General features: G+C 70.4%; 19 protein-coding genes. 8 read left to right on the top strand and 11 right to left on the bottom strand.

What is annotated here, in order from left to right:
* Positions 1 to 5: 5 nt before the first annotated feature.
* Together CLV67_RS15405 and CLV67_RS15400 are read left to right on the top strand one after the other, a co-directional pair.
* Entirely contained in the window at positions 6 to 1190 is a 1185-nt protein-coding gene (locus tag CLV67_RS15405; protein ID WP_239166193.1) for a hypothetical protein, read from the top strand.
* A gap of 62 nt (positions 1191 to 1252) precedes the next feature.
* The gene (locus CLV67_RS15400; protein WP_106318786.1) at positions 1253 to 2326 is read left to right on the top strand and encodes a SixA phosphatase family protein; all 1074 of its coding nucleotides are present in this window, start codon (positions 1253 to 1255) and stop codon (positions 2324 to 2326) included.
* A gap of 153 nt (positions 2327 to 2479) precedes the next feature.
* Here CLV67_RS15400 and CLV67_RS15395 read toward each other — a convergent pair whose 3' ends face one another.
* The 5 genes from CLV67_RS15395 to CLV67_RS15375 all read right to left on the bottom strand — a co-directional run bounded on the left by CLV67_RS15395 (position 2480) and on the right by CLV67_RS15375 (position 9626).
* Positions 2480 to 3253: an enoyl-CoA hydratase-related protein gene (locus tag CLV67_RS15395; RefSeq protein ID WP_106318785.1), complete on the bottom strand. Its 774-nt coding sequence runs from the start codon at positions 3251 to 3253 to the stop codon at positions 2480 to 2482.
* Positions 3253 to 4254, bottom strand: coding sequence for an NAD(P)H-dependent flavin oxidoreductase (locus CLV67_RS15390; RefSeq protein WP_106318784.1), 1002 nt, complete (start codon positions 4252 to 4254; stop codon positions 3253 to 3255). The genes CLV67_RS15395 and CLV67_RS15390 overlap by 1 nt, the downstream gene beginning before the upstream one ends.
* On the bottom strand, positions 4251 to 5015 hold the full coding sequence (locus CLV67_RS15385) for a 3-hydroxyacyl-CoA dehydrogenase (RefSeq protein WP_106318783.1): 765 nt from the start codon (positions 5013 to 5015) through the stop codon (positions 4251 to 4253). The genes CLV67_RS15390 and CLV67_RS15385 overlap by 4 nt, the downstream gene beginning before the upstream one ends.
* Positions 5016 to 5121: 106 nt before the next feature.
* A complete protein-coding gene (locus CLV67_RS15380; protein ID WP_239166194.1) occupies positions 5122 to 5772 on the bottom strand; it encodes a TetR/AcrR family transcriptional regulator in 651 nt (216 codons plus the stop codon).
* 158 nt (positions 5773 to 5930) lie between these two features.
* Positions 5931 to 9626: an alpha-L-rhamnosidase gene (locus CLV67_RS15375; RefSeq protein ID WP_106318782.1), complete on the bottom strand. Its 3696-nt coding sequence runs from the start codon at positions 9624 to 9626 to the stop codon at positions 5931 to 5933.
* 191 nt (positions 9627 to 9817) lie between these two features.
* Here CLV67_RS15375 and CLV67_RS15370 point away from each other — a divergent pair, with 191 nt between their 5' ends.
* On the top strand, positions 9818 to 10258 hold the full coding sequence (locus CLV67_RS15370; protein WP_106318781.1) for a hypothetical protein: 441 nt from the start codon (positions 9818 to 9820) through the stop codon (positions 10256 to 10258).
* Positions 10259 to 10295: 37 nt separating this feature from the next.
* Here the strand turns inward: CLV67_RS15370 and CLV67_RS15365 are convergent, their stop codons facing one another.
* Positions 10296 to 12557 carry an ATP-binding protein gene (locus CLV67_RS15365; protein ID WP_106318780.1) on the bottom strand — a complete coding sequence of 754 codons (2262 nt, stop codon included), beginning with the start codon at positions 12555 to 12557 and terminating at the stop codon, positions 10296 to 10298.
* A gap of 931 nt (positions 12558 to 13488) precedes the next feature.
* Between CLV67_RS15365 and CLV67_RS15355 the strand changes: the two genes are divergently transcribed.
* Positions 13489 to 13827 (top strand): hypothetical protein, encoded by a 339-nt coding sequence (locus tag CLV67_RS15355; RefSeq protein ID WP_106318775.1) that lies wholly within the window; start codon positions 13489 to 13491, stop codon positions 13825 to 13827.
* A 21-nt stretch (positions 13828 to 13848) separates the two neighbouring features.
* On the opposite strand, the gene CLV67_RS15350 is transcribed toward CLV67_RS15355, so the two are convergent.
* Both CLV67_RS15350 and CLV67_RS15345 read right to left on the bottom strand, forming a co-directional pair.
* The gene (locus CLV67_RS15350) at positions 13849 to 15417 is read right to left on the bottom strand and encodes a GGDEF domain-containing protein (RefSeq protein WP_170153876.1); all 1569 of its coding nucleotides are present in this window, start codon (positions 15415 to 15417) and stop codon (positions 13849 to 13851) included.
* Between the two features lie 99 nt (positions 15418 to 15516).
* Positions 15517 to 17625, bottom strand: a complete 2109-nt coding sequence (locus tag CLV67_RS15345) for a sensor histidine kinase (RefSeq protein WP_170153875.1) — start codon at positions 17623 to 17625, stop codon at positions 15517 to 15519.
* A gap of 319 nt (positions 17626 to 17944) precedes the next feature.
* Here CLV67_RS15345 and CLV67_RS15340 point away from each other — a divergent pair, with 319 nt between their 5' ends.
* Positions 17945 to 19057 (top strand): serine hydrolase domain-containing protein, encoded by a 1113-nt coding sequence (locus CLV67_RS15340; protein WP_239166195.1) that lies wholly within the window; start codon positions 17945 to 17947, stop codon positions 19055 to 19057.
* An 82-nt stretch (positions 19058 to 19139) separates the two neighbouring features.
* The gene (locus CLV67_RS15335) at positions 19140 to 20387 is read left to right on the top strand and encodes a PP2C family protein-serine/threonine phosphatase (RefSeq protein ID WP_239166199.1); all 1248 of its coding nucleotides are present in this window, start codon (positions 19140 to 19142) and stop codon (positions 20385 to 20387) included.
* A gap of 57 nt (positions 20388 to 20444) precedes the next feature.
* On the opposite strand, the gene CLV67_RS15330 is transcribed toward CLV67_RS15335, so the two are convergent.
* Both CLV67_RS15330 and CLV67_RS15325 read right to left on the bottom strand, forming a co-directional pair.
* Positions 20445 to 20942 (bottom strand): GNAT family N-acetyltransferase, encoded by a 498-nt coding sequence (locus tag CLV67_RS15330; RefSeq protein WP_170153874.1) that lies wholly within the window; start codon positions 20940 to 20942, stop codon positions 20445 to 20447.
* Positions 20943 to 21029: 87 nt separating this feature from the next.
* Positions 21030 to 21218, bottom strand: a complete 189-nt coding sequence (locus tag CLV67_RS15325) for a hypothetical protein (RefSeq protein WP_106318765.1) — start codon at positions 21216 to 21218, stop codon at positions 21030 to 21032.
* Between the two features lie 474 nt (positions 21219 to 21692).
* On the opposite strand from CLV67_RS15325, the gene CLV67_RS15320 reads away from it, so the two are divergent.
* Positions 21693 to 22787 (top strand): helix-turn-helix domain-containing protein, encoded by a 1095-nt coding sequence (locus tag CLV67_RS15320; protein ID WP_239166196.1) that lies wholly within the window; start codon positions 21693 to 21695, stop codon positions 22785 to 22787.
* Positions 22788 to 22789: 2 nt separating this feature from the next.
* Positions 22790 to 23935 (top strand): hypothetical protein, encoded by a 1146-nt coding sequence (locus tag CLV67_RS15315; RefSeq protein WP_146169155.1) that lies wholly within the window; start codon positions 22790 to 22792, stop codon positions 23933 to 23935.
* A 45-nt stretch (positions 23936 to 23980) separates the two neighbouring features.
* Here CLV67_RS15315 and paaZ read toward each other — a convergent pair whose 3' ends face one another.
* Entirely contained in the window at positions 23981 to 26056 is a 2076-nt protein-coding gene (paaZ, locus tag CLV67_RS15310) for a phenylacetic acid degradation bifunctional protein PaaZ (RefSeq protein WP_239166197.1), read from the bottom strand.
* Between the last annotated feature and the right edge of the window lie 15 nt (positions 26057 to 26071).

Here is a 26071-nt window from a genome sequence, read left to right as displayed (position 1 = left end):
GCCCGGTGCGAACTCGAAGGATCGCCCTGACCGCCGCTGCCGCCCTGTGCCTGGCCGCCTGCCAGTCCGAAGGCGCGCCGCCCGCCGCGGCTCCGACGGCGTCCGCTCCGGTGGCGGTCGCGGGTTCCGCGCGGCCCTCCGCCTCGCCGCCCGCCGCGTCCGCCTCGGCTTCGGCTTCGGTGAAACCGCCGGCGACCGTCAAGACCCTGCCGAAACCCGGAAATCCGGCGGGCAGGGCGGCGATTCCGGCGGCGGCCAGGCCGGTCGACACGAGCAGACCTGATCGTACGATCGGCGACGGCACCCCGGAGAGCTGCACCTCCGCGGCCGTGGTGAAGGCCGTCGCGGCCGGTGGTCTCATCACCTTCGACTGCGGGCCGGCCCCGGTGACGATCACCATGACCGCGACCGCCAAGGTGCGCAACCCGGTCAAGAAGGTCGTTCTCGACGGTGGCGGCCGGGTCACCCTGGACGGCGCCGGCAAGCGACGCATCCTCTACATGAACGTCTGCGACACCGCGCAGGGCACCAGTGCGGCGAGCGGGCACTGCCATGAGAAGGCCACGCCGCGCCTGACCGTGCAGAACCTGGTGTTCGCCCGCGGCAACGCGACCGACCCGACCGACGAGGCCGGCGGCGGTGGGGCGATCTTCGCCAACGGTGGCGGCCTCAAGGTCGTCAATTCACGATTCACGAACAACCGATGCGCGCGTACGGGACCCGACCTCGGTGGCGCCGCGATCCGTGTCCGGCTGCAGGGTGCGAATCAACCGGTCTACGTGGTCGGCAGCACCTTCACCGGCGGCAACTGCTCCAACGGTGGTGCGCTGAGCAGCATCGGCGTGTCCTGGACCCTGTTGAACAGCCAGTTCTCCGGCAACACGGCCGTCGGCAACGGCGCCAACCCGGCCCGCGGCGGCACGCCGGGCGGTGGCAGCGGCGGAGCGGTCTATCTGGACGGCAACACGTTCCAGCTGAAGCTCGACGGCACCGTGATCGAGAAGAACCGGGCCAACGAGGGCGGCGGCGCCGTCTTCTTCGTCAGCAACGACCGCAGCGGAACCCTGTCCATCCGCAACTCGACGCTGCGCCGCAACACCAGCGAGGGCTTCGAGACCGACGGTCTGCCCGGCATCTTCTACCTCGGTTCCGGCAACCCGTCGATCAGCGGTTCTCGCCTGACCGGCTGACCGCGGTCGCATTGACGACGTATTCGTTGTGACCATTCCCGGCCCGGTGCGCATAGTCGGGCATGACTCTCGACCTCGTCCTGGTGCGGCACGGCTCCCGTGACCGTGCCAATGAGAAGAGCGGCCTGAACACACGCGGACAGCGGCAGATGGAAAGTCTGGTCACCGCGTTGAGCCGGCGTGACATCAGGCCGACCGCCATCGTGAGCAGCTCGAAGAAGCACGCTGTCGAATCGGCTGAGAAGCTGTCGCGGGGGCTGCTCCAGGAACCGCTCAAGGTGCGAAATCTGGATTCCCTCACCCCGCAGAGCGAGACGCCGTCCGACCTGGACACCTTCCTGAAGGAGCTGGGCGGCGACGACGTTCCCGGAGAACAGACGATCGTGGTGGTCGGTCATGAAGGGCGCTTGAGTGACCTGCTGACCGAGTTGATCGGCGTGCGCTCGCGGCCGTTCGTCGCGGGTGGCGCCGTCCATGTCACGTCGTCCGGGAAGGCCGCGCTGCTGCGGGGCAAAGGCCAGGTCGCGTATCGGTACCCGACTGTCGACCACCAGGAGGACGCGATCCGTACCAAGGCGCACTCGAAGATGACGGTCTCGGTCTTCCTGGCCGGCTTCGTCTTCACCTCCCTCAACTTCCTGCTCCTGGAAGCGGAGGAGCGGTCGTGGGACCTCGTCATCGCGACGGGAGCGCTGACCGGATCGCTGGTGCTGTTCATCGCCTGCGTCTACATCTTCGACCAGCTCGGCACCCCGGCCGGCTTCGCCACCGACGGCGAGAAGCCACGGCGCTGGTGGAAGTGGTGGTACGACAGGCGGGCCAGGAAGGCCGAGGAGAAGTGGGAGGAACTGACGAAGGAGATGAACGAGAACACCGCCGACCACGACGCCCGGGTCAGGGCCAGGGCCGAGAGGGACAAGCTCTTCGCGCGCGACGAGCGGGATGGTCCGGTCTACTGGCAGATGGTGCGTACATCGCGGTACGTGTTCACGCCCGCTGTCTTCCTGGCTCTGCTCGGCTACGCCTCGGTCGTGATAGGCACCGGTTCGGTGCGTCTCCAGCTCGTCGCCGGCGCCTTCTTGCTGACGGCCATCCTGTACGCCGCCTCACGCCGCCCCAACCTAGGTGCCGACTGACCGCCGCCCCCTCCGCCCGCCAGCCGTATCTGAGACAAGATCAAGCCTGTCGGGAGACTGGCCTGGCGTACGGCCGGCGGGTTCGGCCCTGATCGGCTGTCGCGTACCGCTGTCTCAGCGACGCTGAGACAGCGGTACGCGACAGCCGGAGTTTCAGCGGCCCACGAACTCGGGCGTGCGCTTGTCCCGGAAGGCGGCCACGGCTGTCGCGAAGTCGGCGCTCTCCAGCAGGGCCGACTGGCCGGTCAGCTCGCGGGCCAGGCTGTCCTCGAGGGCGCCGAGCGTGGCCGCGTTGACCGCCCGCTTGGTGCCGGTCAGGGCCAGTGGCGCCGCGACGGACAGGCGGGCGACGAGTTCGTCGAGGGCGGGGCCGAGATCGCCGGCGTCCACGACACGGTGGATCAGACCCCACTCGGCGGCGGTGGTGGCGGGCAGCCGTTCGCCGAGCAGGGCCAGCCGCAACGCCCGGGCACGGCCGATGGCGGCCGGGACCAGCAGGGTCGCGCCGCCGTCCGGCATCAGCCCGACGTTGACGAACGCGAGCTGGAAGAAAGCGTTCGCCGAGGCGAGCACCAGGTCGGCGGCGAGGGCGATCGAGCAACCCACCCCGGCGGCCGGGCCGTGCACGGCCGCGACGACCGGTTGCGGGATGCCGAGCAGGGCGCGGATCACCCGGTTCGCGGCGTGGATGGTGCCGGCGGGGGAGGAGATCCCACTGGTGACCGTCAGGTCGGCGCCGGCGCTGAAGGCGCGGCCCGCTCCGGAGAGCACGAGCACCCGTACATCGGGATCGTCGCCTGTTTCGGTGATCAGGTCGGCCAGGTCGTTGAGGATGCCCTCGGTGACGGCGTTGAGGACGTGCGGCCGGTTCAGGGTGATCCGCAGGACCGCGCCGTCGCGGTGGCAGCCGATCTCGGCGTCGCTCATCAGGCCACCGCCGCCGGGGCCGGGGCGGTGAGGCCGTGCAGCCGGTGCTCGATGAGGTCGGTGGCCTCGGTGACGATGCGGTCGAGCAGTTCGGCGCAGGTGGGGATGTCGTTGATGAGGCCCTGCACCATGCCGACGGTCCAGATGCCGGCGTCCAGGTCGCCGTCCTCGAAGACCCGCCGGCCGCGGGAGCCGGCCACCAGCTGGGCGATGTCGGGGAAGGTGCCGCCCGCTCCCAGGATGTCCACGACCTCTCGGCTGACCGTGTTGCCGGCGACCCGTGCGGTGTTGCGCAGCTGCCGGAAGATCAGCTGGGTGCCCCGCTCGTCGCCGTCGACGATGGCCTGCTTGACCTTGTCGTGGATCGGGGACTCGACGGTGCACATGAACCGGCTGCCCATGTTGATCCCGTCGGCGCCGAGGGCCAGCGCCGCCACCAGGCCGCGCGCGTCGGCGAAACCGCCGGAGGCCAGCACCGGGATGGTGAGCCGCGCCGTGGCGGCCGGGATCAGGACCAGGCCGGGCACGTCGTCCTCACCCGGGTGGCCCGCGCACTCGAAGCCGTCGATGCTGACCGCGTCGACGCCGACCTTCTCGGCCTTGAGGGCGTGACGCACGCTCGTGCACTTGTGGATGATCTTGACGCCGTGTGACCGGAACATCTCCATGTGGGGCTCGGGATTGGACCCGGCCGTCTCGACGATGGTGATGCCGGAGTCGACGATGACCTTGCGATATTCGTCGTACGGCGGTGGCGTGATCGCCGGCAGGATGGTCAGGTTCACGCCGAACGGCTGGTCGGTGAGCTTGCGGCACCGCTCGATCTCGGCCGCCAGGTCCTTCGGCGTCGGCTGGGTCAGCGCGGTGATCATGCCGAGGCCACCGGCCGACGAGACGGCGGCGGCGAGTTCGGCGCGGCCCACCCACTGCATGCCGCCCTGGACGATGGGGTGCCGGATCCCGAACGCCTCGGTGAACGGGGTGGTCAGCCGGGCGCTCATCGGGGTGCCATCCGGATCGCGCCGTCGAGGCGGATCGTCTCGCCGTTGAGCATCGGGTTGCGCACGATGCTCAGCGCGAGGTCGGCGTACTCGTCGGGTCTGCCGAGCCGGGCCGGGTGCGGGACCTGTGCGCCGAGCGAGGCGCGGGCCTCCTCGGGCAGGCCGGCCAGCATCGGCGTCTCGAACAGGCCGGGCGCGATGGTGACGACCCGGATCAGTGACTGCGCGAGTTCGCGGGCCACCGGCAGGGTCAGCGCGGCGACGCCGCCCTTGGAGGCCGAGTACGCGGCCTGGCCGATCTGACCGTCGAAGGCGGCGACCGAGGCGGTGTTGACGATGACACCGCGTTCGCCGCCGACCGGCTCACCGCGGGCGATGCGCTCGGCTGCCAGCCGGATGACGTTGAACGTGCCGAGCAGGTTGACCTCGATCGTGCGGCGGAACAGGTCGAGCGGGAACGGGCCGTTCTTGCCGGCGACCCGGGCGGCCGTGCCGATGCCCGCGCAGTTCACCACGACCCGGAGCTGTCCCAGCTCGTCGGCGACGTCGAGGGCGGCGGACACCGACTCCTCGCTGGTCACGTCGGCGGGGCTGAACCGGGCGGCGTCACCGAGGCTCTCGGCGACGTCCTTGCCGTCCGACGAGGGCAGGTCGACGATCACCACCCGGGCGCCGGCACCGGCCAGGGCCCGCACGGTGGCGAGGCCGAGGCCGGAGGCGCCGCCCGTGACGAGCGCGACGTCGTGCTGGGTCAGTCTCACGGAGATCCCCTTCGCAGTCTGGCCGGACCGTCGTCGACGAGGGCCCGCACGTGCTGAGTTTCTCTCCGCACCCCGGAAACAGTCAACCCTGTCTGTTAACGGAAAATCACGCGAGCAACGCGTGCCGAGCGATCTCCTTCCAATGCTCCAGCAGCGGTTCCGTTCGCGGGTCACGGGCGTCGAAGGCGTAGCTCAGCGCCGTGCCGCGCATGCTGGTGAACAGCACCGGGCGGATCGGCAGGTAGAGCGGGCGGCCCACCAGATCCGGCCCGAACAGGTCGTCCATGCGTTCGCGGATGGCCCGGCCCAGGCGCCGCTCGGCCGGCCGGATCGCCTCGGCCAGCACCGGTTCGGTGCGGGAGGCGACCCACAGCTCGGTGGCCGCCCAGAAACTCGGCTCCTGATAGGTGGCCCACAGGCAGTCGACGACCACGGCGATCCGCTCGCCCGGGCCGGACGCCTCGGCGATCAGCTCGGTCAGCGAGCCGGGAATCGGCGCCTCCAGCTGAGCGGCGAAGATGTGATGCGCCGCGGCGACCAGCAGCTCCTCCTTCGACCGGAACTGGTGCAGCATCCGGCCCCGCGACACGCCCGCCTCGGCCTGGATGGAGATCGTGCTGGTCCGGGCGTAGCCGTCGCGCAGCAGGCAGGTGACCGCGGCGTCGAGCACCCGTGACCGCGACTCGCGGGTCCGGTCCGCCCGCGGACGTCCCCGGGCGGGCTCGGAGTCGGCGGCGGCGGCCGGTGTCATCGTCATGACGCCGACAATAGCGGTCTCCTCTGACCGTTTCCCGCGCCGCCCGCCGCCCGCCGCCCCGCCGCCCGCCGCCCGCCGCCCGCCGCCCGCCGCCCGAGCGCGATCTTGTGAGGTTCGGCCGTCATGGCGACCCGAACCTCACAGGATCGGCGACCGTTTCAGACGGGCAGCACCCACAGGTCGGCCAGTGAGGCGTCGTAGTACACGCCGGGCGGGTTGCCGGACGGATAGGTGAAGCGGACCGTCACCCGGCCGTCGTTGGCCAGCGCGGCGGGCTCGTCGACGAGGATCTCGTGGCTGGTCGTGCCCTGCCCGCCGGCGTACCTGGTCAGGTGCACGCGCCTGACCGGAGTGTCACCGACCTGGACGTCGTAGTCCTTCACTCCGGCACTCGCCCAGGTCTCGCGCAGCCGCAGCCGGAACGGCCGTCCGGCCGGCACCGTGACCTGCGCCGAGAACCAGGAGCCCGGATACAGGTTGTGCGAGTAACGCCGGGTCAGGCCACCCTCCACGCTCGTGCCGCTGCTGGCCGAACCCGTGACGGCGTGCGCGGCCTCGGAACCGGCGTCACCGAGGTCGACGGCGTCCGTCGTCGTCTCGGCCGGTGGCACGGTTACCGCGGCGGCCTTGAACGCGTACGTGCCGGAGCCGACGGTCACGACCGTCGTCGAGTCGGCCTCGTCGTAACGCACAGCACGGATCCCGGCGCGGCCGGGCAGCGCCGCGCCGCCCTCGGTCACCAGGTAGGCGGCGTCGGACGGGATCCGTACCTCGGCCGTGGTGTTGACTGGCACAGTGACGCCGAGCGTGAGCCCGTCGGCGGCCTGCTGCCAGGTGCTCGACAGCGTCCCGTACACGGTCCGCAGCGTGCCTTGCCCGGACGTGAGTCCGCCACCGGGGCGCGGCGCGATGACGCTGCGCCGGTAGCCGGGTTCCGCGGCCCGGATCCCCGCGATGTTCTGGTGCATCCAGTCGGCGACCGCGCCGTACGCGTAATGGTTGAAGGAATTCATGTCGACCGGCCCGAACGAGCCGTCCGGCTGGATGGAGTTCCATCGCTCCCAGATGGTGGTGGCCCCGTTGCGGATCTCGTAACCCCAGGAGGGGTAGTCCTCCTTGAGCAGCATCCGGTACGCGAGATCGTCGCGCCCGATCCTGCTGAGCGCGGGCAGCAGCCACGGCGTGCCGATGAACCCGGTCCGCAGGTGGTTGTCGGTCTGCGCGAGCTTCGCCACGAACTTCTCGCCCGCCCGCCGTTCCTTGACCGGGTCGCTGATCAGTCCCTTGCCCAGGGCCAGCGCGTATCCGGTCTGCGACCCGCCCAGCACGGTCCCGTCGTCGGCCACGTAGGCGGCCGTGAACGCCTGCCGCACGCTCTGGAAAAGCGCGTCGTAGTCGGCCGCCTCGGCGGTCCGGCCGGTGGCGCGGGCCATCTCGGCCATCATCCGCACGTCCTGTGCCCAGATCGCCGTGCCGAGCACGCCCTGATGCGACGGGTCGTCGAGGTGCAGCCAGTCGGCGGTGAAGAAGGTGGTCCGGCCGGTCTCCAGGTTGTCGGCGCCGGCGCTGGCTCGCGCGTAGTCGAAGAAACGTTTCATCGCGGGATAGTTCTCCTGCACCGCCTTCAGATCGCCGAATCCGTGCCACAGCGAGTACGGCACCGTGATGATCGCGTCCTCCCAGCCGACACCGCTCTCCTCGAAGGCGCCGCCGGTGGCCGGCGCCACGGCCGGGATCGACCCGTTCGCCTTCTGCTCGTCGCGTACGTCGAGCATCCACTTGCCCAGGAACGCCCGGGTGTCGCTCAGGTAGGCGGCGGTCGGCGCGAAGATGTTGATGTCACCGGTCCAGCCGAGCCGCTCGTCGCGGGCCGGGGTGTCGGTCGGGATCGACAGGAAGTTGCCGCGGGCACCCCAGGCGACGTTGCCGTGCAGCTGGTCGAGCAGCGCGCTGGAGGTCTGCAGCGTGCCGATCCGGGGCAGGTCCGAGCCCCACACCACGCCCTTGACGTCCGCCGCCGGGGGCAGCGCCGCCAGGCCGCTGACCTCGAGGTACCGGAAGCCGTGCTGGGTGAAGGTCGGCTGGTAGGTCACAGTGCCGCCGGTGGCGAAGGTGTAGTAGTCGGTCGCCGCGGCGGCGCGCAGGTTCGCGGTGTACATGGTGCCATCCCGGTTGAGTACCTCGGCGTGCCGCAGGCGCACGGTGTCGCCGGCCCGGCCGGTGATCGTCAGCCGGGCCACGCCGACCATGTTCTGGCCCAGGTCGTAGATGTTCACCCCGGCGGCGGGGGAGGTGACCCGCACCGTGTCGAGAACGGCCGTCTGCCGGACCGGCTCGTCGGGCTGCGGTGACAGCCTCGCGGTGTCGGAGGGGCGCACGACCACGGCCTGCCACGTCGCGTCGTCGTAGGGCGCGGTGTTCCAGCCGGCCGGCAGGTGCTGGGCGCGGTAGGTCTCGCCCAGCTGGTTGTCGGTGGCGGCGAACGGTCCCGGCGTCCACCTCCAGCCGGGGTTCGTGTCCACCCACTGGACCGTGCCGTCGGTGTAGGTGATCCGCAAGCGTGCCACCAGCGCGAGGTCGTCGCCGTAGCCGCCCTTGCCGGCCAGTCCCACCTTGCCGGCCCACCAGCCGTCGCCGAGTGCAGCGCCGAACCCGTTGGCACCCGCGGTCACGAGGCCCGTGACGTCGTAGGTCTGCGACTGGATGCGCTTGGCGTACTCGGTGTAGCCGGGTGCCAGGAACTGGTCGCCGACCTTGCGCCCGTTGATCGACAACTCGTAGACGCCGTGCGCGGAGGCGTACACCCGTGCGCTCCTGATCGTCTTCCCGGGCGTGGTGGTGAACCTGGTCCGTAGCAGCGGCTCGTGCTCCGCGGTGGTGATCAGCAGCGACGACACGGTTCCGGAGACGGTGAGACGCCGCCCGTCGAGGGCGCCGGCGTCGAACGGATTGCTCCGGAAGTCGGGTTCGGCCAGCACGGTGCCGTCGGGCCGGGTGACGCGCAGGGCGGTGACGGTCGCCGACTCGTCGCCGTGGGTTCGCACGCCGACGCGCCCGGACCCGCGGCCGGTCACCGTCCGGGTGTCGACCAGGACGTCGTCGAGGGTGGTGCGCACGGTGTCGCCGGCGAGTTCGTAGGTCACCGTGTGCGGCCCGTCCAGCAGCCCGGCCCGGGTGAAGCCGAAGGGACGCAGGTCGACCTCGCCGAGCACGGTGTACGCGCCGCCGGCCAGCAGGTGCGGGCGCAGCCTCGGCACGTCGGCCGCCGTGGGACCGACGTTGAGCTGCCACATGTACGCGTTGTTCAGGTCACCAGCGCGCAGGAAGGTGCCGAAGGCGACGGCGTTGAGGTCGAACGTCACCGCCGTGGTGTAGTCGGTCCAGGTCACGTACGACGGCGCCGGCTTGCCGATCCAGGCGGCGGCGCCCCAGTCGGCCGCCGACAACAGCCCGGTCTCGAACCATGACGACGCGCTCCAGGCGCTGACCGTGCCGGTCTGGTCCCAGACCCGTACGCGCCAGTGATAGCGGGTGCCGGCGGCCAGTGCCGGACCGCCGTAGGCCACGTTGACCTGCCGGTCCGAGGTGACGCGGCCGGAGTTCCACACGTTCGACGCGCCCGGGGAAGAGCCGACCTGGATCTGGTACGCCGACTGCGTCACGCCCCGGTCGGCGGAGGTCGACACCCAGCCGAGGACCGGGGTGTCACCGGGTATGCCCAGCGGGTCGACCCGGCCGTTCGTGGTGAGTCCCGTGACGGCGGGCGGTGCGGCGGCCGCGGGCCCGGCCGGAAGACCGACGAGGCTCGTGAGCAGGACGAGAAGGAGGGAGATCCGGAGAAGGGAACGGTTCATCGACGACGACCTCCGATGTGGGAGACTTGAAACGATTCATGTCGCGACGTAAAGTGCCGTCAACGTAGGAGAAACATCGATGGTCGTCAAGTGGTGTAAGCGGCTCCCCGCTCACCGCGTACGGCTGTCGACTGTCCAACCGCGTCCAGGATCGTGAACGCACGCGCCGCCGCGGCGGCACCATCCACGGTGTGAAGACACCTGAGGAGCCGGACTGGCTCCAGACCTGTGACCACTGTGGCGGCGCGCCCACGGCGTTCGGGACGTTCAAGAGCTCGACGGTGATCCTCATCGGTGTCAGCGTCGGCACCCAGCTCGGTGACTTCTGCCGGGACTGCGGCATCGCGATCTACCGGTCGGCGCAGAAGCAGAGTCTGGTCGCGGGCTGGTGGGGGCTGCCGTTCCTGGCCACACCGATCGTCATGACGCAGAACAAGCGCCAGGCCGAGAGGTTCCTCCGGCTGCCGCCGCCAAGCTACGACGACGGGCCGGTGCCCGAGGTGGGGGAGCGGTTCGGGCGGCCGTTGCCGATGGGTGAGCCGGTGTCGCGGAGCCCGGCGCTGATCGTCCCGATCGTGCTCGGCCTGCTGATCCTGGGGTTCTGCTGCGGGCCGCTGGACTTCTATCCCTAGCGTCGAGGGACGTCTGCCCCTGAGCGTCAAGGGACGTCTACCCCTGAGCGTCGAGCCCGGCCAGCCTGGCCCGGGCGGCGGCCACCCCGGGGTGGCCGACCTCCTCCAGCAGGGCCAGCGCCTGCCGCCACGCGTCGCGTACCGCCTCGATGTCACCGGTGGCCAGCAGCGTCTCGCCGAGCCTGCCCAGCGTGTCGGCCTGGCTGATCCGGTCACCGGCCTGGGCGAACACGGCCAGCGCCTCCCGGTATCGGCCGATCGCCGCCCGATGATCGCCGAGCCTGTGCTGGACGGTGCCGAGGCTGTCCAGCGTGGATCCCACGCCGCCGGGGTCGTTCATGGCCAGCTGAAGCCGCAGCGCCTGTTCGCAGTCGGCCAGGGCGGCGCCGAGATCGCCGAGCTCGGCCCGGTACAGCCCCGCCGAGTTCAGCGCCCGGGCCTGCCCGATCGGGTCGTCCGCCTGCCGGAACAGTTCGAGGGCCTGCTCGGCGTGCGCGATGGCGTCCGCCCAGCGGCCCTCGGTCTCGCACGCGAACGCCATCGCGTGCCGGCAGACCGCCGCCCCGGCCGGGTCACCGGCCCGCAGGAACAGCTCGTAACCGGCCTGCCCGTGCGCCTTCGCCTCGGCGGTGCGCCCGAGCCGGACGTGACCGACGGCCAGCGAACGCCGCGAGAACGCCTGGGCGCCGAGGTCACCGAGCCGTTCGGCGGCCCGCACCGCGACGGCCTGGGCGGCGATCCAGTCCTGCCAGGCGCCGTCGCGTTCCAGGGCGACCACGATCCCCCAGGCCAGCTGCCACGCCCGCCGGTCCAGGCCGGTGCGTACGGCCAGGTCGAGCGCGGTCAGCAGGACCCGCTGCTCGGCGCGGAACCACGCCATCGCGGCGGCCTCGTCGGCCGGCCGCGTCACCGTGGCGGGTGGGTCACCGGCCGGGAGCCCGATCGGTTTGCGCAGCGGGTCGAGAACCAGCGTCGCGGCCCCCGCGGCATGGACCAGATGATCCAGAAGGCGTTCGGTCGCGGCCCGGCGGTCCGCTTCCGGGTCGATGGTCCGCGAAATCTCCTGGGCGTACGCCCGGAGCAGATCATGACACGCGAAACGCCCCGGCCGGTGTTCCACCACGAGCCTCGCCCGCGCCAGCTCGTCCAGGATCCGCGCGGCCCGCATCACGTCGAGCCCACCGAGCGCCGCCGCGATCGGCGCCGTCAGATCCGGACCCGGGTACTGGCCGGCCAGCCGGAACAGCCGCTGCGCTTCGGCGTGCAACAGCCGGTAGGACCAGGAGAACGCGGTGCGCACGTCGGCGAGCGCGGCCGTGGCCGTGGCCGTACCGGATGCGGTCAGCTCCCCGGCGATGTCGGCGAGACTGAAGCCGGGGTTGAGCGCACCCCGCGCCGCCACCACGGCCAGAGCCAGCGGCAGCCGTCCGCAGGCCTCGACGATCCGGTCGACGGCGCCGGTCTCACGCTCGACGCGGGCCGCGCCGAGCCGCTCGGCGAGCAGCCTGCGCGCGTCCTCGACGCCGAGCAGGTCGACACTCAGCGGCCGGGCCCCGTCGTTGACGACCAGCCCGGTCAGCTGCCCGCGACTGGTCACCACGGCCAGACACCCGGCCGGCGGCAGCAGCGGGCGGACCTGCTCGGCGTCGGCCGCGTTGTCGAGCACCACCAGCACCCGCCGGTCCCGCAGCAGGGTCCGATAGAGCCCGGCCCGCGCATCGGCGTCCTGCGGGATCCGCGCCGCGCCGACACCCAGCGACGACAACAACGTGTTCAGGGCCTCGCCCGGCGGCATGGCGCCCTCGGAGTGGAATCCGCGCAGATCGAGGTGGAGCTGACCGTCCGGGAACCGGCCGGCGATCCGGTGCGCCCAGTGCAGCGCCAGGGTGGTCTTGCCGACCCCGGCCATCCCGCTGATCACCACGGGTCCGCGATCGGCAGGCATGGCGTCGAGCGCCGACATCTCGGCGTCACGGCCGACGAGCACCGATCCGATGGCGGGCAGTTCCCGGGGCCGCCGGTTGCCACGGCGCGACTCTTCGGCCCGGTCACGCAGCGTGGCGAGGGCACCCTGTTCGGCGGGCGAGGCACCGAGCAGACGGACCAGCAGGTCGAACCGGTCGGTCGGTGGCAGCACCCGGCCGGAGAAGTACTCCCCGAGGATGCCGTGCGACCAGCCGGTGCGTTCGGCGAGCTCCCGGTAGGACAACTGGCGCTCGCCGCTGCGGCGGGCCTGCCGCCGGCGCAGCTCACGCAGTGTCTCGCCCAGCTCCGACAGATCGGCGTCCTCCGTTGGCAAGTCATCCCCTCCGGCAGGTCGGCGCCGCGTCACCGCGAACACTAGACACCTTTCATGGTCAGGGTGTGAACCGGCGAGCCGTATCGGGGGGTTTTCGGATACGGCTCGCGGGCTGCCGGGACGGTTGTCCGGCTGAGTTTGTCGGCGGTGCTCGGCCTTGCGGCCGGTCCGGCCTGCGGCCGGTTCGGCCTGCGGCCGGGCGCGGTGGTACCGGCCCGGGCTACGGCTCGCGGCCCGATTCCGCCACGTTGCGGTGCTGGATGATCGACTACGGCCGTTTTGCGGGTCGGGCTCCGGGATATGGCTGCCTCCGGCGCCGGGAAGGGTTCGCCGGTCACGGCGGGTCGATCAAGAGGTGCCGGGAAGGGTTCGCCGGTCACGGCGGGTCGATCAAGAGGTGCCGGGAAGGGTTCGCCGGTCACCGCGGGTCGATCAAGAGGCGCCGGGAAGGGTTCGCCGGCCACAGCCGGACGATCAACAGCCACCCAGACCCCGCCGGCCGTAGCTCAGCGGTGGAATCCAGTCGGCAATAGGGCAGCAGGATCTCGGCCGGGTTGAGGAGCACGGCCCGATCCGGTGCCCCGGAGAGCGTCGCCATGCGGGGTCGGTGTTGCGGCGGCGGGGTCACACGTTGCCGTTGCGCGCGAGCCTGCCGTCGCGATGGCGGCGGCAGGCGTCCACGGACCGGCAACGTGGGACCTCGCCGTTGTTACCGACGTCGGGAGCACATGCGAAGCCCGCGCGTGTGCCCCCAGCCGTAGCTGAGCCACGTCATGGCAGCTGGATTCGAGGGCTGAGATACGGCTGGCGGGCTGGACCTCGACTGCGAGGCCCTCTGGTCCGACCCCGCATCGCTAACGGTGCGAAGCATGATCTAGTTCGGGCACCAGTGCTGCGCTAGGAGGCTGTAGTGGCAACCCGGAAGACTTCCGTGACCGAGGTGCCGTACGACGAGCGGGGAAATCTACTGTTCTATGTCGACGGCGGGGGCAGTTACTCCTATCTGGAGGGCGACCCGTACCGCCTGGCGTACAGCATGCGGCCCAATGTGGCCTTCGACGCGACATTGACCCTGGACTCCATGCGAACGGGACAATCCGCCAAGTACCTGATCTGGCGCGACGCCGACGGACATCACTACCCGATGTTCATCTCCGATCTCACGGTCATGCTGCCCCTCGTGACCGTGCGCCGCGGCGTCGTCTCCGGTACCTGGATCGTCCGTAAGAAGGGCCAGAACTTCGGTGTCGCGCTGGCCTCCGACGACTGAGGGCCGCGGATGACGACGCGGTCAGAGCAGGGTGGCGGCCACCCGGTCGCGGCCGGCGCGCTTCGCCTCGTACAGGCTGGTGTCGGCGCGGCCGATCAGGGACTCCGCCGAGATCGGGCCGGCGGTCCAGGTGGCGACGCCGACGCTGACGGTCACCGGCAGGGTGCCGGTCAACGGACTCCAGTCGGTCGTGCGTACCAGATCGGCCAGCTCCTCGCACCGCTGACGTGCCGCCGCCTCGCCCACGCCGGGCAGCAGGATCAGGAATTCCTCGCCGCCGAGCCGGGCGGCGCGTTCCTTGCCGGTGACGAACCGGTTGAGCAGGGCGCCGAGCTCCTGCAGCACGGCATCGCCGGCAGCATGTGACAGCTGGTCGTTGATGCGCTTGAAGTGGTCGGCGTCGACGACCGCGACCGACAGCGGCTCCCCGCCACGCTGGGCGGTGGCCACCGCCGCGGCCAGGTGCTCGTCGGCGTAGCGGCGGTTGAACAGGCCGGTCAGCGCGTCCTGGTAGGCGAGCGCCTGGAACCGCTCCGAGCTCCGGCGGGCCTCGTCCGCCTGGAACACCGCCTGCATGGCGTAGGCGCGCGCCTCCCGTTCGGCCGAGTGCAGCCGTTCGGCCCGGGCATGGAAGAGCCGGTACTCCTCGTACGCCTCACGGAAACGCCCGGCCTCGGCGTGCCACTCGGCCCGCGCCCGGTGCACCCGGCTGCCGACCCCGTCTAGGCCGCGCTCGTCGCAGATCGCCATGGCCCGGTCCAGCGCCTCACCGGCCATCGCGGGACGGCCCGTACCGCTGTAGATCTCGGCCAGCGTCAGCAGGCACTCCGGAAGGCTGTCGCCCTCGCTGACCAGCGGCCCGTCCGGATCGTCGAGGACCGGCTGCAGCGCCGCCTCCGCCTCCTCGAAGCGGCCCTGCAGGAACGCTATCCGGGCCAGCGTGTCCAGATAGAGGCCGTCCAGGGCGATGTCGTGCTCGACGCCGATGGCGCGGATCTGCCCGGCCAGTTCGTTGGCCGTCGCCACGTCGCCCTTCTCGTAGGCGGTGAACGCCATGTTGTTGAGGACCGTCAGCGCCTGATCGGGGTCGTCGTACTTCTCGGCGAGCGCCAGCGCCTCGGCGAACCGGCGGTCGGCCTCCTGGAACTGGCCGTTCAGGTCGAGCAGCAGGGCGACCGTGACCAGCTGGCTGCAGCGCAACCGTTCCGGCAGCGTGTCGGAGTGCCGCAGCCCGGTGATGGCGTGCGACAGACCCTGCGCCCGGTCGCCGAGACGCCGGAAGAAGATGGCCTGCAATCGGTGCCCGCGGGCGATCAGCAGGTCGTCGCCGTGCTGTTCGGCCCAGAAGGTGACCTCCCGCGCGACCCGGCCCTGCTCGACGGTGTCACCGCGCCGCCCCGCCACGTCGGCCAGGATCAGCTGCGCCCGCTGCACCAGATCCTCGAAACCGTGCTCGCGGGCCTGCAGCTCCAGCATCGCGGCCGGCGCCGGAACCGCCTCGAAGTTCTTCGGCGTGAGCAGTTCCAGCTCCAGCAGATGCGCGGCCAGGCGGTCACGAATCGTCTGCTGGTCCGGGGGAGTCGCGGTCACGGCACTCGATTCGGCGTCTCGGTCCACCACTTGAGGCATCCCGCGGATCGCGCGGTCATGGACATCAACTTATCGCCGACCGGTGGATCGGCCGCCCCCTCAACAGGCCGGAAGCCGGACCACTACGGTGGTGCCCCGCCCACCGGCCAGGTCGAGGGCGATCGTCCCGTGGTGGCGGGCGGTGATCGCCGAACACAGCGCCAGCCCCAGCCCGCTCCCGGGGATCGCCAGCTGCACCGCCTCCGGGGACCGGTAGAAACGGCGGAAAACGTGATCATGGTCGGCGTCCGGGATGCCGATGCCGGAGTCGGTCACCCGCAGCTGTGCCACACCCGCCCGGTGTTGAAGGACGACGTCGACCCGGCCGCCGCCCGGGCTGTACTTCACCGCGTTGCTCAGCAGATTGTCGACCAGCTGGCGCAGCCGGCGCGGGCAGCCCCGCACCGGCAGTTCGGCGGGCAGCACCGGGTGGAAGGTGACACCGAGTCCGGCGGCGCCGCCGGACACCGCGTCGAGGGCGGCCCGCACGACGACGGCCAGGTCGAGTCTCTCCGGTGTCAGCTCGGCGTGCCCGGAGTCCAGCGCGGCCAGGTCGAGCAGGTCGTCGATCACCGCCCGCATGTCGCCGCCCTTGCGGCTGATCAGGTCGACCAGGTCCTGCACCTCGGCCACCGGGGTGTCCGGTTCGGTGTCGAGCAGCAGTGCGGTGGCGGCCAGCATCGACGTCAGGGGGGTACGCAGCTCGTGTCCGGCCAGCGCGATGTATTCGTCCTGCGTACGGGCCAGCTGCCGGAGCAGGTCCTCGGCCCGGCGGCGCTGCAGGAACTCGCCGATCTGGGCGGCGATCCCGGTCATGAGGGCGATGCAGGAGGCGTCCTGCGCCTCGGTGGTCGCCGCGAACGCGGTCAGCGCGCCGATCGCCCGGTCGCCGCCGTGCACCGGCACGGCCAGGGCGGCCCGAAGCCTGTACCGCGTCGCGGTCGCGGCGGACAACGGCGCGGGGTCGGCTCCGATGTCGGCCAGCCACACCGGGGCGTCCTGGTCCCAGGCGGTACCGGCCAGGCCCTCCCCACGTGCCAGACCTGCCGGTACGTGAACCGGCACCGGATGATCAGGGCTCGTCCACGTACCGGCCGGCAGGAGCCGCTCGGTGAGCTCGTCGGCCAGCCACAACTCGGCGTGCACCCAATCGAGGGTGACGGCAATGGCCTTCAGCACCTCGGGGGCGGCCTCGACGGTGTCGCCCGCGGTGGCGAACACCCGGTGCACGGCCAGCTCGGTGTCGCGGAACCGCTCGGCGAGACGGCGGTCGGTGACGTCGTGGGCGGTCGCGACCGCTCCGAGCAGCACCCCCGAGCGGCTGCGGATCTGGTTGCCGTGCGAGACGAACCAGCGCCGCCGCCCGGACTCGTTGACCAGGATGTTGTCGACGTCGCGGACATGCTCACCGAGCAACGCCCGCACCACCGGCATCTCGGTGGCGCTGAACGGCCGTCCGTCGGGATGCAGGACCCGTAGCCGGTTCGCCCACTCCTGCGTGGTCAGCTTCGGATCGGCGTCGTCGTCGAGGGCCTGCCGCAGAGCCCGGTTGAACAGCACCAGCCGGCCGTCGGTGTCACAGGCGGCCACCCCCGTGTCAAGGCTGTCCAGCAGCGCCTCCAGGAACGCCTCGTGCTCCTCGGCTCGGCGGGTGGCCTCGGCGATCTGACGGGTGGCCTCGGCCAGCCGGTCGGCGTGCACTTGCGCGGCGATCTCGGTCGCGGCGATGGCGGCCAGATCCTTGAGCAGCAACAGCTCGTCGAAATCCCACTGGCGTGGTTGCGTGTCACCGGCACAGAACGCCCCGAGCGGGGTCCCGTCCGGTGCCATCAGCGGGTAGCCGGCATAGGCGATCAGGCGCAGGTCCGGAATCGCCATACTGTTGCGCAGCAGTGGATGCAGCCGGGCGTCCGACACCACCAGAGGCGCACCGGTCCCCAGGACGAACTGGCAGAACGAGTGCGTCAGCGGAGTGTGGCCGATCGACGCCCACGGCTGTGGCAGCCCGCGCGAGCTGAGAAACCGCTGCCGATGCGGCTCCAGAACGGTGGCCAGCGCGATCGGAACGTCGAGCAGCCGTGTCGCCATGGCGGTCAGCCGGTCCAGCCCCGGCGAGCGATCACCGGTGGCCGGACCGCGCAACCGCACCGCGGCGGGGGTGCGCGTCATGACGTCACCACGGATTGATCGTCCCACCGTATCGGCACGGTCGACTGCAAATCGGGCCAACCGGCCCCGGTCGCCCTCATCGGCCGATGCCGGTCTCGCACCTGCCCGGGCTTCTCCGGGATCGCCCTGATCCCGTTGCGGCAGGTCAGCCACCGACGCCTCCGGACCTCCGGGCGACGATCCCCCCGGTCCCGGTCCATTGCGGACCCCGAACCGGTTCCGGGACCGATCGTCCTCACGGAGGGTTCGATCAATGCCTCCGGCACAAAGGATCAGTGGGGTACGCCGCGCGCCGCGCGGCATCGAGAAGGGACACCTCGTGCCTATCCGTTCTGTCTCCGCCGCCCTCGCTCTCGCCCTGCTGCCCCTGTCGGTGGCCGCGCCGGCGGCCGCCACCGCAAAGCGCGACCTGCAGCGTGACGTCGACGCCGTGGTCGCCGCCGGAGCGAGCGCCACCATCGCCGAGTACACCGACCGCTCCGGCACCCGGCGGGCCGCCGCCGGTGTCGCCCGCCTCGGCCGTCCGGCGCCGGCACCGGTCGACGGCCGGTTCCGGATCGGCAGTGTCAGCAAGACGTTCCTGGCCACGGTGGTGCTGCAACTCGAGGCGGAAGGGCGGCTGAGCCTCGACGACACGGTCGAACGGTGGCTGCCCGGCACCGTTCCGAACGGCGACCACATCACGCTGCGGCAGCTGCTCAACCACACCAGCGGCATCGAGAACTACACGGCCGCGATGGGTCTGTCCCCGGAGAAGTGGCTGCCGCAGCGATACCGCTCGTGGGCGCCGGCCGAACTGGTCGCCCTGGCCACGGCGAAGCCGCCGCTGTTCCCGCCGGGTACCGACTGGTCCTATTCGAACACCAACTACGTGCTGCTCGGCATGGTCGTGGGGGAGGCGACCGGCCGGGACTACTCGGCCGAGATCCAGCGCCGGATCATCCGCCCGCTGGGCCTGCGGCACACCGAGTCACCCGGCGAGCGAACCGTGATCAGCGGCCCGCACGCCCACGGATACCTGCCGGCCGGCCCGGCCGGTTCTGACGAGCCGGTCGACGTCACCACGATGAACCCGAGCATCGCCGACGCGGCCGGCGACATGATCTCCAGCACGGCCGACCTCAACACGTTCTTCCGCGCCCTGGTGACCGGCCGGTTGCTGCCGCCGGCCCAGCTCGCCGCCATGACCACGACGGTGCCGGGCCACGACTACGGGCTGGGGCTGGAGGCCACGACCCTGCCCTGCGGCATCACCGTCTACGGCCACGGCGGAGGCATCTTCGGGTACGTGACAGGCACGTTCACGACCCGCGACGGTTCCCGGCGTCTCGCGCTGTCGGTCAACCCGTACGTCGGCGACCCCGACGACGCCCTCCAGGCCCTGGTCAATCACGCCTTCTGCGGACGGGACGCCGTGCCGGACCGGGAGTGAACGCCCGCGTTATTCCTGCGGCTTCACGTTGGGTGCGCCAGACTGCGCTGGTGCTGTCGTGAGGAGGAAGCCGGTGGGTGGGATGGAAGCGCTGCGACAGCTGCTGCGTCAGTCCCACCATGCCCGGCCGGACGACCTCCCGCAGATGGCGGCACGCGCCGCGGGGCTGCTCGGCGTCGGCGACATGATCCTCTACCTGACCGATCACCAACAGCGGCTCCTGCTGCCCCTGCTGGCCGGGGACGCCCCGGCCAGGGAGCCGTTCCCGGTCGACGGGACGCTCGCGGGCCGTGCGTTCAGCACCGTCGAGGCGTGTTCCAGCGACGGCGAGCCGGATGGTCGCCGGCTGTGGCTGCCGCTCGTCGACGGGGCCGAGCGCCTCGGCGTGCTGGAGGTCGTCCTGCCCGACGAGGCCGTCGACGCGGTGGTGGCCGACTGTGAAACCGTGGCGTCGTTGCTGGCCGAGCTGGTGACGACCCGTAGCCAGTACAGCGACACCGTCGAGCGGTTGCGCCGGCGGGAGGCGATGCACCTGGCCGCCGAGATGCTGCGGGCACAACTGCCGCCGCTGACCTTCTCCACCGGGCATCTGACGATCAGCGGGCTGCTGGAACCCTGCTACGACGTCGGCGGGGACGCGTTCGACTACGCGGTCAACGGCGACGTCGCGCATCTGGCTCTGTTCGACGCTGTGGGGCACGGCTCGGCCGGTGGGATGCGGGCCGTCATCCTGGCCTCGATGGCGCTGGCCGGGTACCGCAACGCCCGCCGCGCCGGACTGGACCTGATCGCCACCTACGATCACATCGACCGGGCGGTACGCGAGCACGACCGCCGTGGCCTGATCACCGCGGTGCTAGCCGAACTGGACCAGCGCACCGGTGTACTGCGGATGATCTCCGCGGGGCATCCCAGCGGCATCGTGATCCGCCACGGCAAGCCGGTGCGGGTGCTGCCGACCCCGACGGCACTGCCGGTCAGCCTGGGCGACAGCCGCCGGCCGGTGGTGGTCGAGGAGTCCCTCGAACCCGGGGACCTCCTGCTGCTCTACACCGACGGCGTGATCGAGGCGCGGTCCGCGCACGGCGACCAGTTCGGCATCGACCGGCTGATCGACTTCACCGTGAAGGCCGTCGCCGACCGTCTGCCGCTGCCGGAGACGACCCGGCGGCTGGTGCACGCCATCCTCGACTACCAGCACGACCAGCTTCAGGACGACGCGACCGTGCTGCTCGCCCACTGGAACAGCCCGGCCCCGTCGCGTTCGGACACCGAACTGATGGAGTCCGATGCCCGAGCGCCGTTCGAGCCGCGTCCGGATTCCGCCTGACGATCTTTTTTGTCTCACGCTCTCCATGACCGGCTGCCGAGGGCATCGGTTGCATCGTTACGGAAAGACTTCCTTGGTGAACACCAGACAGTCCTCCCGGCTCCGGTGGGTCGTGCCGTCATCGAGTACATCGACCCGGTCGACCTGGATCGGCTCGTCGCCCCACGCCTGGAAGCCCACCTTCCGGTACAACTCGATGGCGCCCTCGTTCTTCGGGTCCACGCCGAGGGCCATCGTCCGGCGGCCGCGTGCCCGCAGCTGGCGGGCGGCCTCGTCGAGCAGCCGCGTCGCATAACCGCGGCGCCGGTAGGCCTCCAGCACCTTCAGATGCTGGATCAGCGCCACGCCGGGGAGTCCGTTGCGGAGTTCCTCCTCCTCCGGTTCGCCCAGCCTGAGGAAGAGATGACCGACCAGGGCCTCGCCGAGAAGGGCGATGAGAAGAACGCCCCGGTCGTGGTCCAGATGTTCTCGGAGGTGGTGCCGGTCGTTCTTGTCCTGGACGAGTCTGAGGACGTCTTCGACCGTGGCGATACGTATCGACACGTCGTCATCCACCGAAGGGCCTCCCCACCACTCCGCCTTCGGTGATCGTGCCGGTACGTTGCGCTGCTGTCGACCTGGGGACAGCAGCGCGGACGTACGTCAGCGGTTCAGGATGCCGATGATCACGACGGTGGCGAGCAGGGGAACCGTGATGACGTAGGTGATCACCGCGGGAAGCATCATCGCTCGGGTGATCAGCTGGACGAGCTTGTAGGTGGCGTACATGAAGAGCCATACGAGCAGGACCGCTCCGGCGAGTGTCGCGGCCGCGCCGATGGCGTGTGTCAATTCGGACGCGTATGCGCTATCAGTGAACGAGGGGATTGCACTGTTGAGAGTCGGGACTATGGTTCTCATCACAGGTGGACCTTCCTGATGGAGTCGTCAGGGACCGCCCTGTTTCAGCAGCGCTTCCGGCCGGGGCAACGGCGGGGAGCGCTCTGCTGTGCCGGAGGGGCTCGCGGCACCCATCCGCATGATCGATGTCGACCCATCGGCGACCTCTTACAGTCAATCTCAGTGGATCTGCCTGTAGTACCTGTACTTCAGACTGTAAGTTGCTGGACTCGGCAGAGCAACGACTGAATTCCGCTGGAACATGAGGATCGGCTCTCTCGGCGATTCATTCACGCGGTATAACGAATGGGTGCACGCTCGTCTTGGCAGCTCACGATGTGCCGAGGAATGCTGCTACTGTGCAAGCCGCCAGTTGGCTGCCTGCGACGTGGCTGTAGTAAAGTGAAGTTTTCTGGAGGTGCGAGAGTGCCGGGTGTTACTCCCCCTGAGCGGGCGCTGGCCGCACGACTGCGCAAGCTGCGTAAGTCGCAGTGGCCGGATGTCTCGATCACGCAGGGGGAGCTGGCCGAGGCGCTGAGCGGGCGGAAGAGGGCAAGCGTCCAGCTGATCTCGTCGTGGGAGAGCAGTACCAATCCGGCCCCACCGCCTGAGGACCGGCTCAATGCCATCGTCACCTTCTTCAGCACTCGGCGGTCCATCGAGACCCAGCCCTATCGGCTGATCAACGAGCAGGATCTGACCGCCGACGAGAAGGACCAGCGCAAATTGCTCCGGGACGAGCTGTTCGCGTTGCGAGCCGCCGCGTTGGCCGCGACCGCTGCGCCGACCGTCTCGGCGTCGGCTCGGTCGACCCTCGTGGGACACGGCCCATGGTTCTACGAGCAGGGGCCGATTCTGCTGGTCTGCCCGGAGCCCGAGCCGGAGGCGATGAACGGCTCCGCGCCGTTGACCTCCACCGCGGACGCCTCCGACGTGTACCGGCTGACGGACCTCAAGTCGCTCATCGAGCTGTACGGCCACATCCGAGCCGTCAACCCCGATCTCCACGTGAGCTACAAGGGTGCCTTGGAGATGACCACGGACGATTGGACCAAGCACCTGGTCCTGCTCGGCGGCATCGATTTCAACCTCGCGACGGAGTTGGCCATGCTGCGCACCTCCGTCCCGGTGACGCAGCGGTCCGTCGACGACGACCCGAGCCGTGGCTGCTTCCAGGTCGTTGAGGGGGACGAGACGCTGAACTTCTCGCCCACGTTCGCCGACCTCGGAGGTTCCCGGGTTTTGACCCACGACATCGGTCACTTCTTTCGGGCACCCAACCCCCACAACCGCGAACGCACCATTTCCGTATGCAATGGCATGTTCGGTAGCGGTGTGTACGGCGCGGTACGGGCCCTGACGCACGACGGTATGCGTGACAAGAACGCCGACTTCCTGGCGGAGCGGTTCGTCGACGACACCTTCAGCCTGCTCTTCCGGGTCGACGTCGTGAAAGACGAGGCGCTGACCCCGGACTGGACCGCCCCCGGAACCGTCCTGCACTCGTGGCCGGAGGCCTGACCGTGCCGAATCAGGCCGCGTTGCTCGTCGACGCCCGCGAACTGCACCACGGATCGCATGCTGACCTGCTGACGGAGTTGCCGGTCCCCGCCGACGCGGCGGGCCGGAAACTCGACGCCATCATCGTGCCGACTGCCTGGCCGGCCAACGCCCTCCGGCATGCCATGCAGGTAGGCAACGAGACCGGGTGCACGGTCGTGGCTCTGTGTAGCCGGGCCGCGTCCGCTGAGCGAGCCATCGATGTCGCGGACGAGGAGGGCGCCGCTGTCCTCGCCGTCGATGTGAAGAGGTCGCTCGCCGGGAAACTTCCGGAATCGGCGGCGGACGTGTTGCTGCAGCGCAGCGGATTCGGCACGAGCAGTGACCTCAGTCTGAAGCGCAACCTGGGCCTCGTCCTCGCTCGCGGTTCGGGGTGGCGCCGGGTGCTCTTCCTCGACGACGACATCCACATCGACCAACCGAAGCAGCTGCATCAGGTGGCCGGGCTGGTCGACGGGTACCGTGCCGTCGGATTGGCCAACGAGGGCTTCGAGGACAACTCGGTCGTCTGTCATGCGTACCGGGCCGTGGGCGGGGAACAGGCGTCCTTCATCGGCGGCGGCGCCATGATCGTTGACGCGGCGCAAAGCCGGTCGTTCTTCCCGAACATCTATAACGAGGACTGGCTCTTCCTGCTCGGTGACGGGGTGCCGTTCAAGGCCGCCAAGGCGGGCGTGATGCGCCAGCGCACCTATGACCCGTTCGCCAAACCGGCCCGTGCGATCGGCGAGGAACTCGGCGACACCCTGGCTGAAGGATTGTTCTGGCTGCTCGACAGCGGGGAGCCCTTGGAGCGGGCCGGGACCTCCTACTGGGCCGCCGCCCTGTTCCGGCGTCGGCAGTTCATCGACCTGGTCATCGACATGGTCGGACCCGACGAGGACCGGCACCGGATGCGCCGATCCCTCGAAGCCGCTCGCGGCCGGAGCTCGAGTATCAGCTACGGCCTGTGTCAGCAGTTCGTCGAGTTGTGGCAGACCGACCTTGCCCGTTGGCGCAGGTACATGGGCCGGCTCAAGCCTCGGAACAGCCCGGAGAAGTTCCTTCACGAGGTCGGCCTGTCCCACCATGTTCTGTTCTCGAAGGCTTACCTCGAGAACCAGCGGTAGGGTGCGACCCGGCCGAACGGCGGCCGGGTCGCGAACAAAGGCCGGTCAGCTCTCGCTGGGCCAGGTCTTGGCGACCAGGGTGAGGACGTCGTAGGTGGCTACCGGCGAGCCCTCCTGGTTGGTGACTACGGCGTCCCAGCGGACCTCGCCGTAGTCGGCGCTGTTGCGGGGCTTGATCTGCTTGACGGTCAGGGTCACGGCGATGGTGTCGTCGGCCTTGACCGGGGTGAGGAAGCGCAGGTTGTCAACGCCGTAATTGGCGAGTACCGGGCCCGGTGACGGCTCGACGAACAGGCCTGCGGCCAGCGACACGACCAGGTAGCCGTGGGCCACGATGCCACCGAACAGCGGGTTGCGGGCCGCGGCCTCGGCGTCGGTGTGTGCGTAGAACGTGTCGCCGGTGAACTCGGCGAAGTGTTCGATGTCGGCCAGCGTGACGGTCCGTTCGGCGGACTTGATGGTGTCGCCGATGCGCAGGTCGGCGAGGCTCTTGCGGAACGGGTGGACGTCCTCGACCCGCTGGGTCGCGCCGGTCGTCCACTGGCCGGTGACCGCCGTGAGCAGGTCGGGGGAGGCCTGGACGGCGGTGCGCTGCATGTGGTGCAGCACGGCGCGGATGCCGCCGAGTTCCTCGCCGCCGCCCGCCCGGCCGGGGCCGCCGTGCACCAGCATCGGCAGCGGGGAGCCGTGGCCGGTGGACTCCTTGGCGTCGTCGCGGTCGAGCAGCAGCACGCGGCCGTGCCACGGGGCGAGGCCGAGGACCACCGAGCGGGCCACGTCGGCGTCGTGGGTGACGACCGAGGCGACCAGGCTGCCCTTGCCGCGTGCGGCCAGGGCGACGGCCTCGTCGATGCCGTCGTAGGTGATCACGGTGCTGACCGGCCCGAACGGCTCGACGTTGTGCGGTTCGACGGCTCCCTTGGCGGCGCGCAGCAGCAGGGGCGTGAGGAAGGCGCCGCGCTCGGTGTCGCCGTCGAGCAGCGGGCCGCCGTTCAGGTCGCCCGCGACGACCTCGGCGCTGGCCAGCAGGGACGAGACGGCCTTGCGGACCTCGTCGCGCTGGCCGAGGCTGGCGAGCGCGCCCATCCGTACATCGGGATTGCGGGGGTCTCCGACGGAGATCTTGGCGAGTCGCGCGGCGAGTGCGTCCTCGACCTCGCCGGCGATCCGTGAGGGCACGATGACGCGGCGGATGGCGGTGCACTTCTGACCGGCCTTGACCGTCATCTCGGCGACGACACCCTTGATGAACAGCTCGAACTCGGGGTCTTCGGCCTTCACATCCGGGCCCAGGACGGAGCAGTTCAGCGAGTCGGCCTCGACGCCGAGGCGCACGCCGCCGTCGATGACGTTGGGGTGGCGGCGCAGGATGCCGGCGGTGTGCGCCGAACCGGTGAACGCGACCGAGTCCTGCATCGTCAGCTCGTCGAGCAGGCTGCCGGCGCTGCCGCTGATCAGCTGCAGGCTGCCTTCCGGCAGCAGACCGGACTCGATGATCCGGCGGACCACGAGCTCGGTCAGGTAGGCGGTCTGGCTGGCCGGTTTCACGATCGTCGGCAGACCGGCGAGGAAGGCCGGGGCGAGTTTCTCCAGCATTCCCCAGACCGGGAAATTGAAGGCATTGATCTGTACGGCCACGCCCGGCCGCGACGTGTAGATGTGCTGCCCGACGAACGCGCCGGTCTTGCCGAGCCGTTCGAGGGCCCCGTCCAGCACGATCGTGTCGTTGGGCAGCTCGCGGGTGCCCTTGCTGGCGAAGCTGAACAGCGTGCCGATGCCGCCGTCGACGTCCACCGCGGTGTCGCGGACGGTGGCGCCGGTGCGCACGGACAGCGCGTAGAACTCGTCCTTGCCGGCGAGCAGGTGCTTGGCGAGCGCTTTGAGGGCGGACGCGCGCTCGTGGAAGGTGAGCGAGCGCAGGGCGGGTCCGCCGGTCTCGCGGGCGTGTCCGACCATCGCGGCCAGGTCGAGTCCGCAGCTCGAGATCCGGGCGACCTCTTCGCCGGTGGCGGCGTCCAGCAGCGGCTGACCTTCGTCGGCGGCGCGGAACCATCCTCCGGCGGCGTAGCTCTCCAGCAGCGTGCTCACGCTGAACTCCTCCATGCTCGGGTTCGGATCCATGCGGGGGATCGAGTC

Source organism: Actinoplanes italicus (assembly GCF_003001815.1).
GTDB classification, from domain to species: domain Bacteria; phylum Actinomycetota; class Actinomycetes; order Mycobacteriales; family Micromonosporaceae; genus Actinoplanes; species Actinoplanes italicus.
Note: the sequence above shows the minus strand (reverse complement) of the source record. Positions and strands in the feature narration are given on the sequence as shown.

Coding starts and splice junctions, on each gene's coding strand:
- CLV67_RS15400 (WP_106318786.1), top strand. CDS start 1,253: ATGACTCTCGACCTCGTCCTGGTGCGGCACGGCTCCCGTGACCGTGCC.
- CLV67_RS15395 (WP_106318785.1), bottom strand. CDS start 3,253: ATGAGCGACGCCGAGATCGGCTGCCACCGCGACGGCGCGGTCCTGCGG.
- CLV67_RS15390 (WP_106318784.1), bottom strand. CDS start 4,254: ATGAGCGCCCGGCTGACCACCCCGTTCACCGAGGCGTTCGGGATCCGG.
- CLV67_RS15380 (WP_239166194.1), bottom strand. CDS start 5,772: ATGACGATGACACCGGCCGCCGCCGCCGACTCCGAGCCCGCCCGGGGA.
- CLV67_RS15375 (WP_106318782.1), bottom strand. CDS start 9,626: ATGAACCGTTCCCTTCTCCGGATCTCCCTCCTTCTCGTCCTGCTCACG.
- CLV67_RS15345 (WP_170153875.1), bottom strand. CDS start 17,625: ATGACGCGCACCCCCGCCGCGGTGCGGTTGCGCGGTCCGGCCACCGGT.
- CLV67_RS15335 (WP_239166199.1), top strand. CDS start 19,140: ATGGAAGCGCTGCGACAGCTGCTGCGTCAGTCCCACCATGCCCGGCCG.
- paaZ (WP_239166197.1), bottom strand. CDS start 26,056: ATGGATCCGAACCCGAGCATGGAGGAGTTCAGCGTGAGCACGCTGCTG.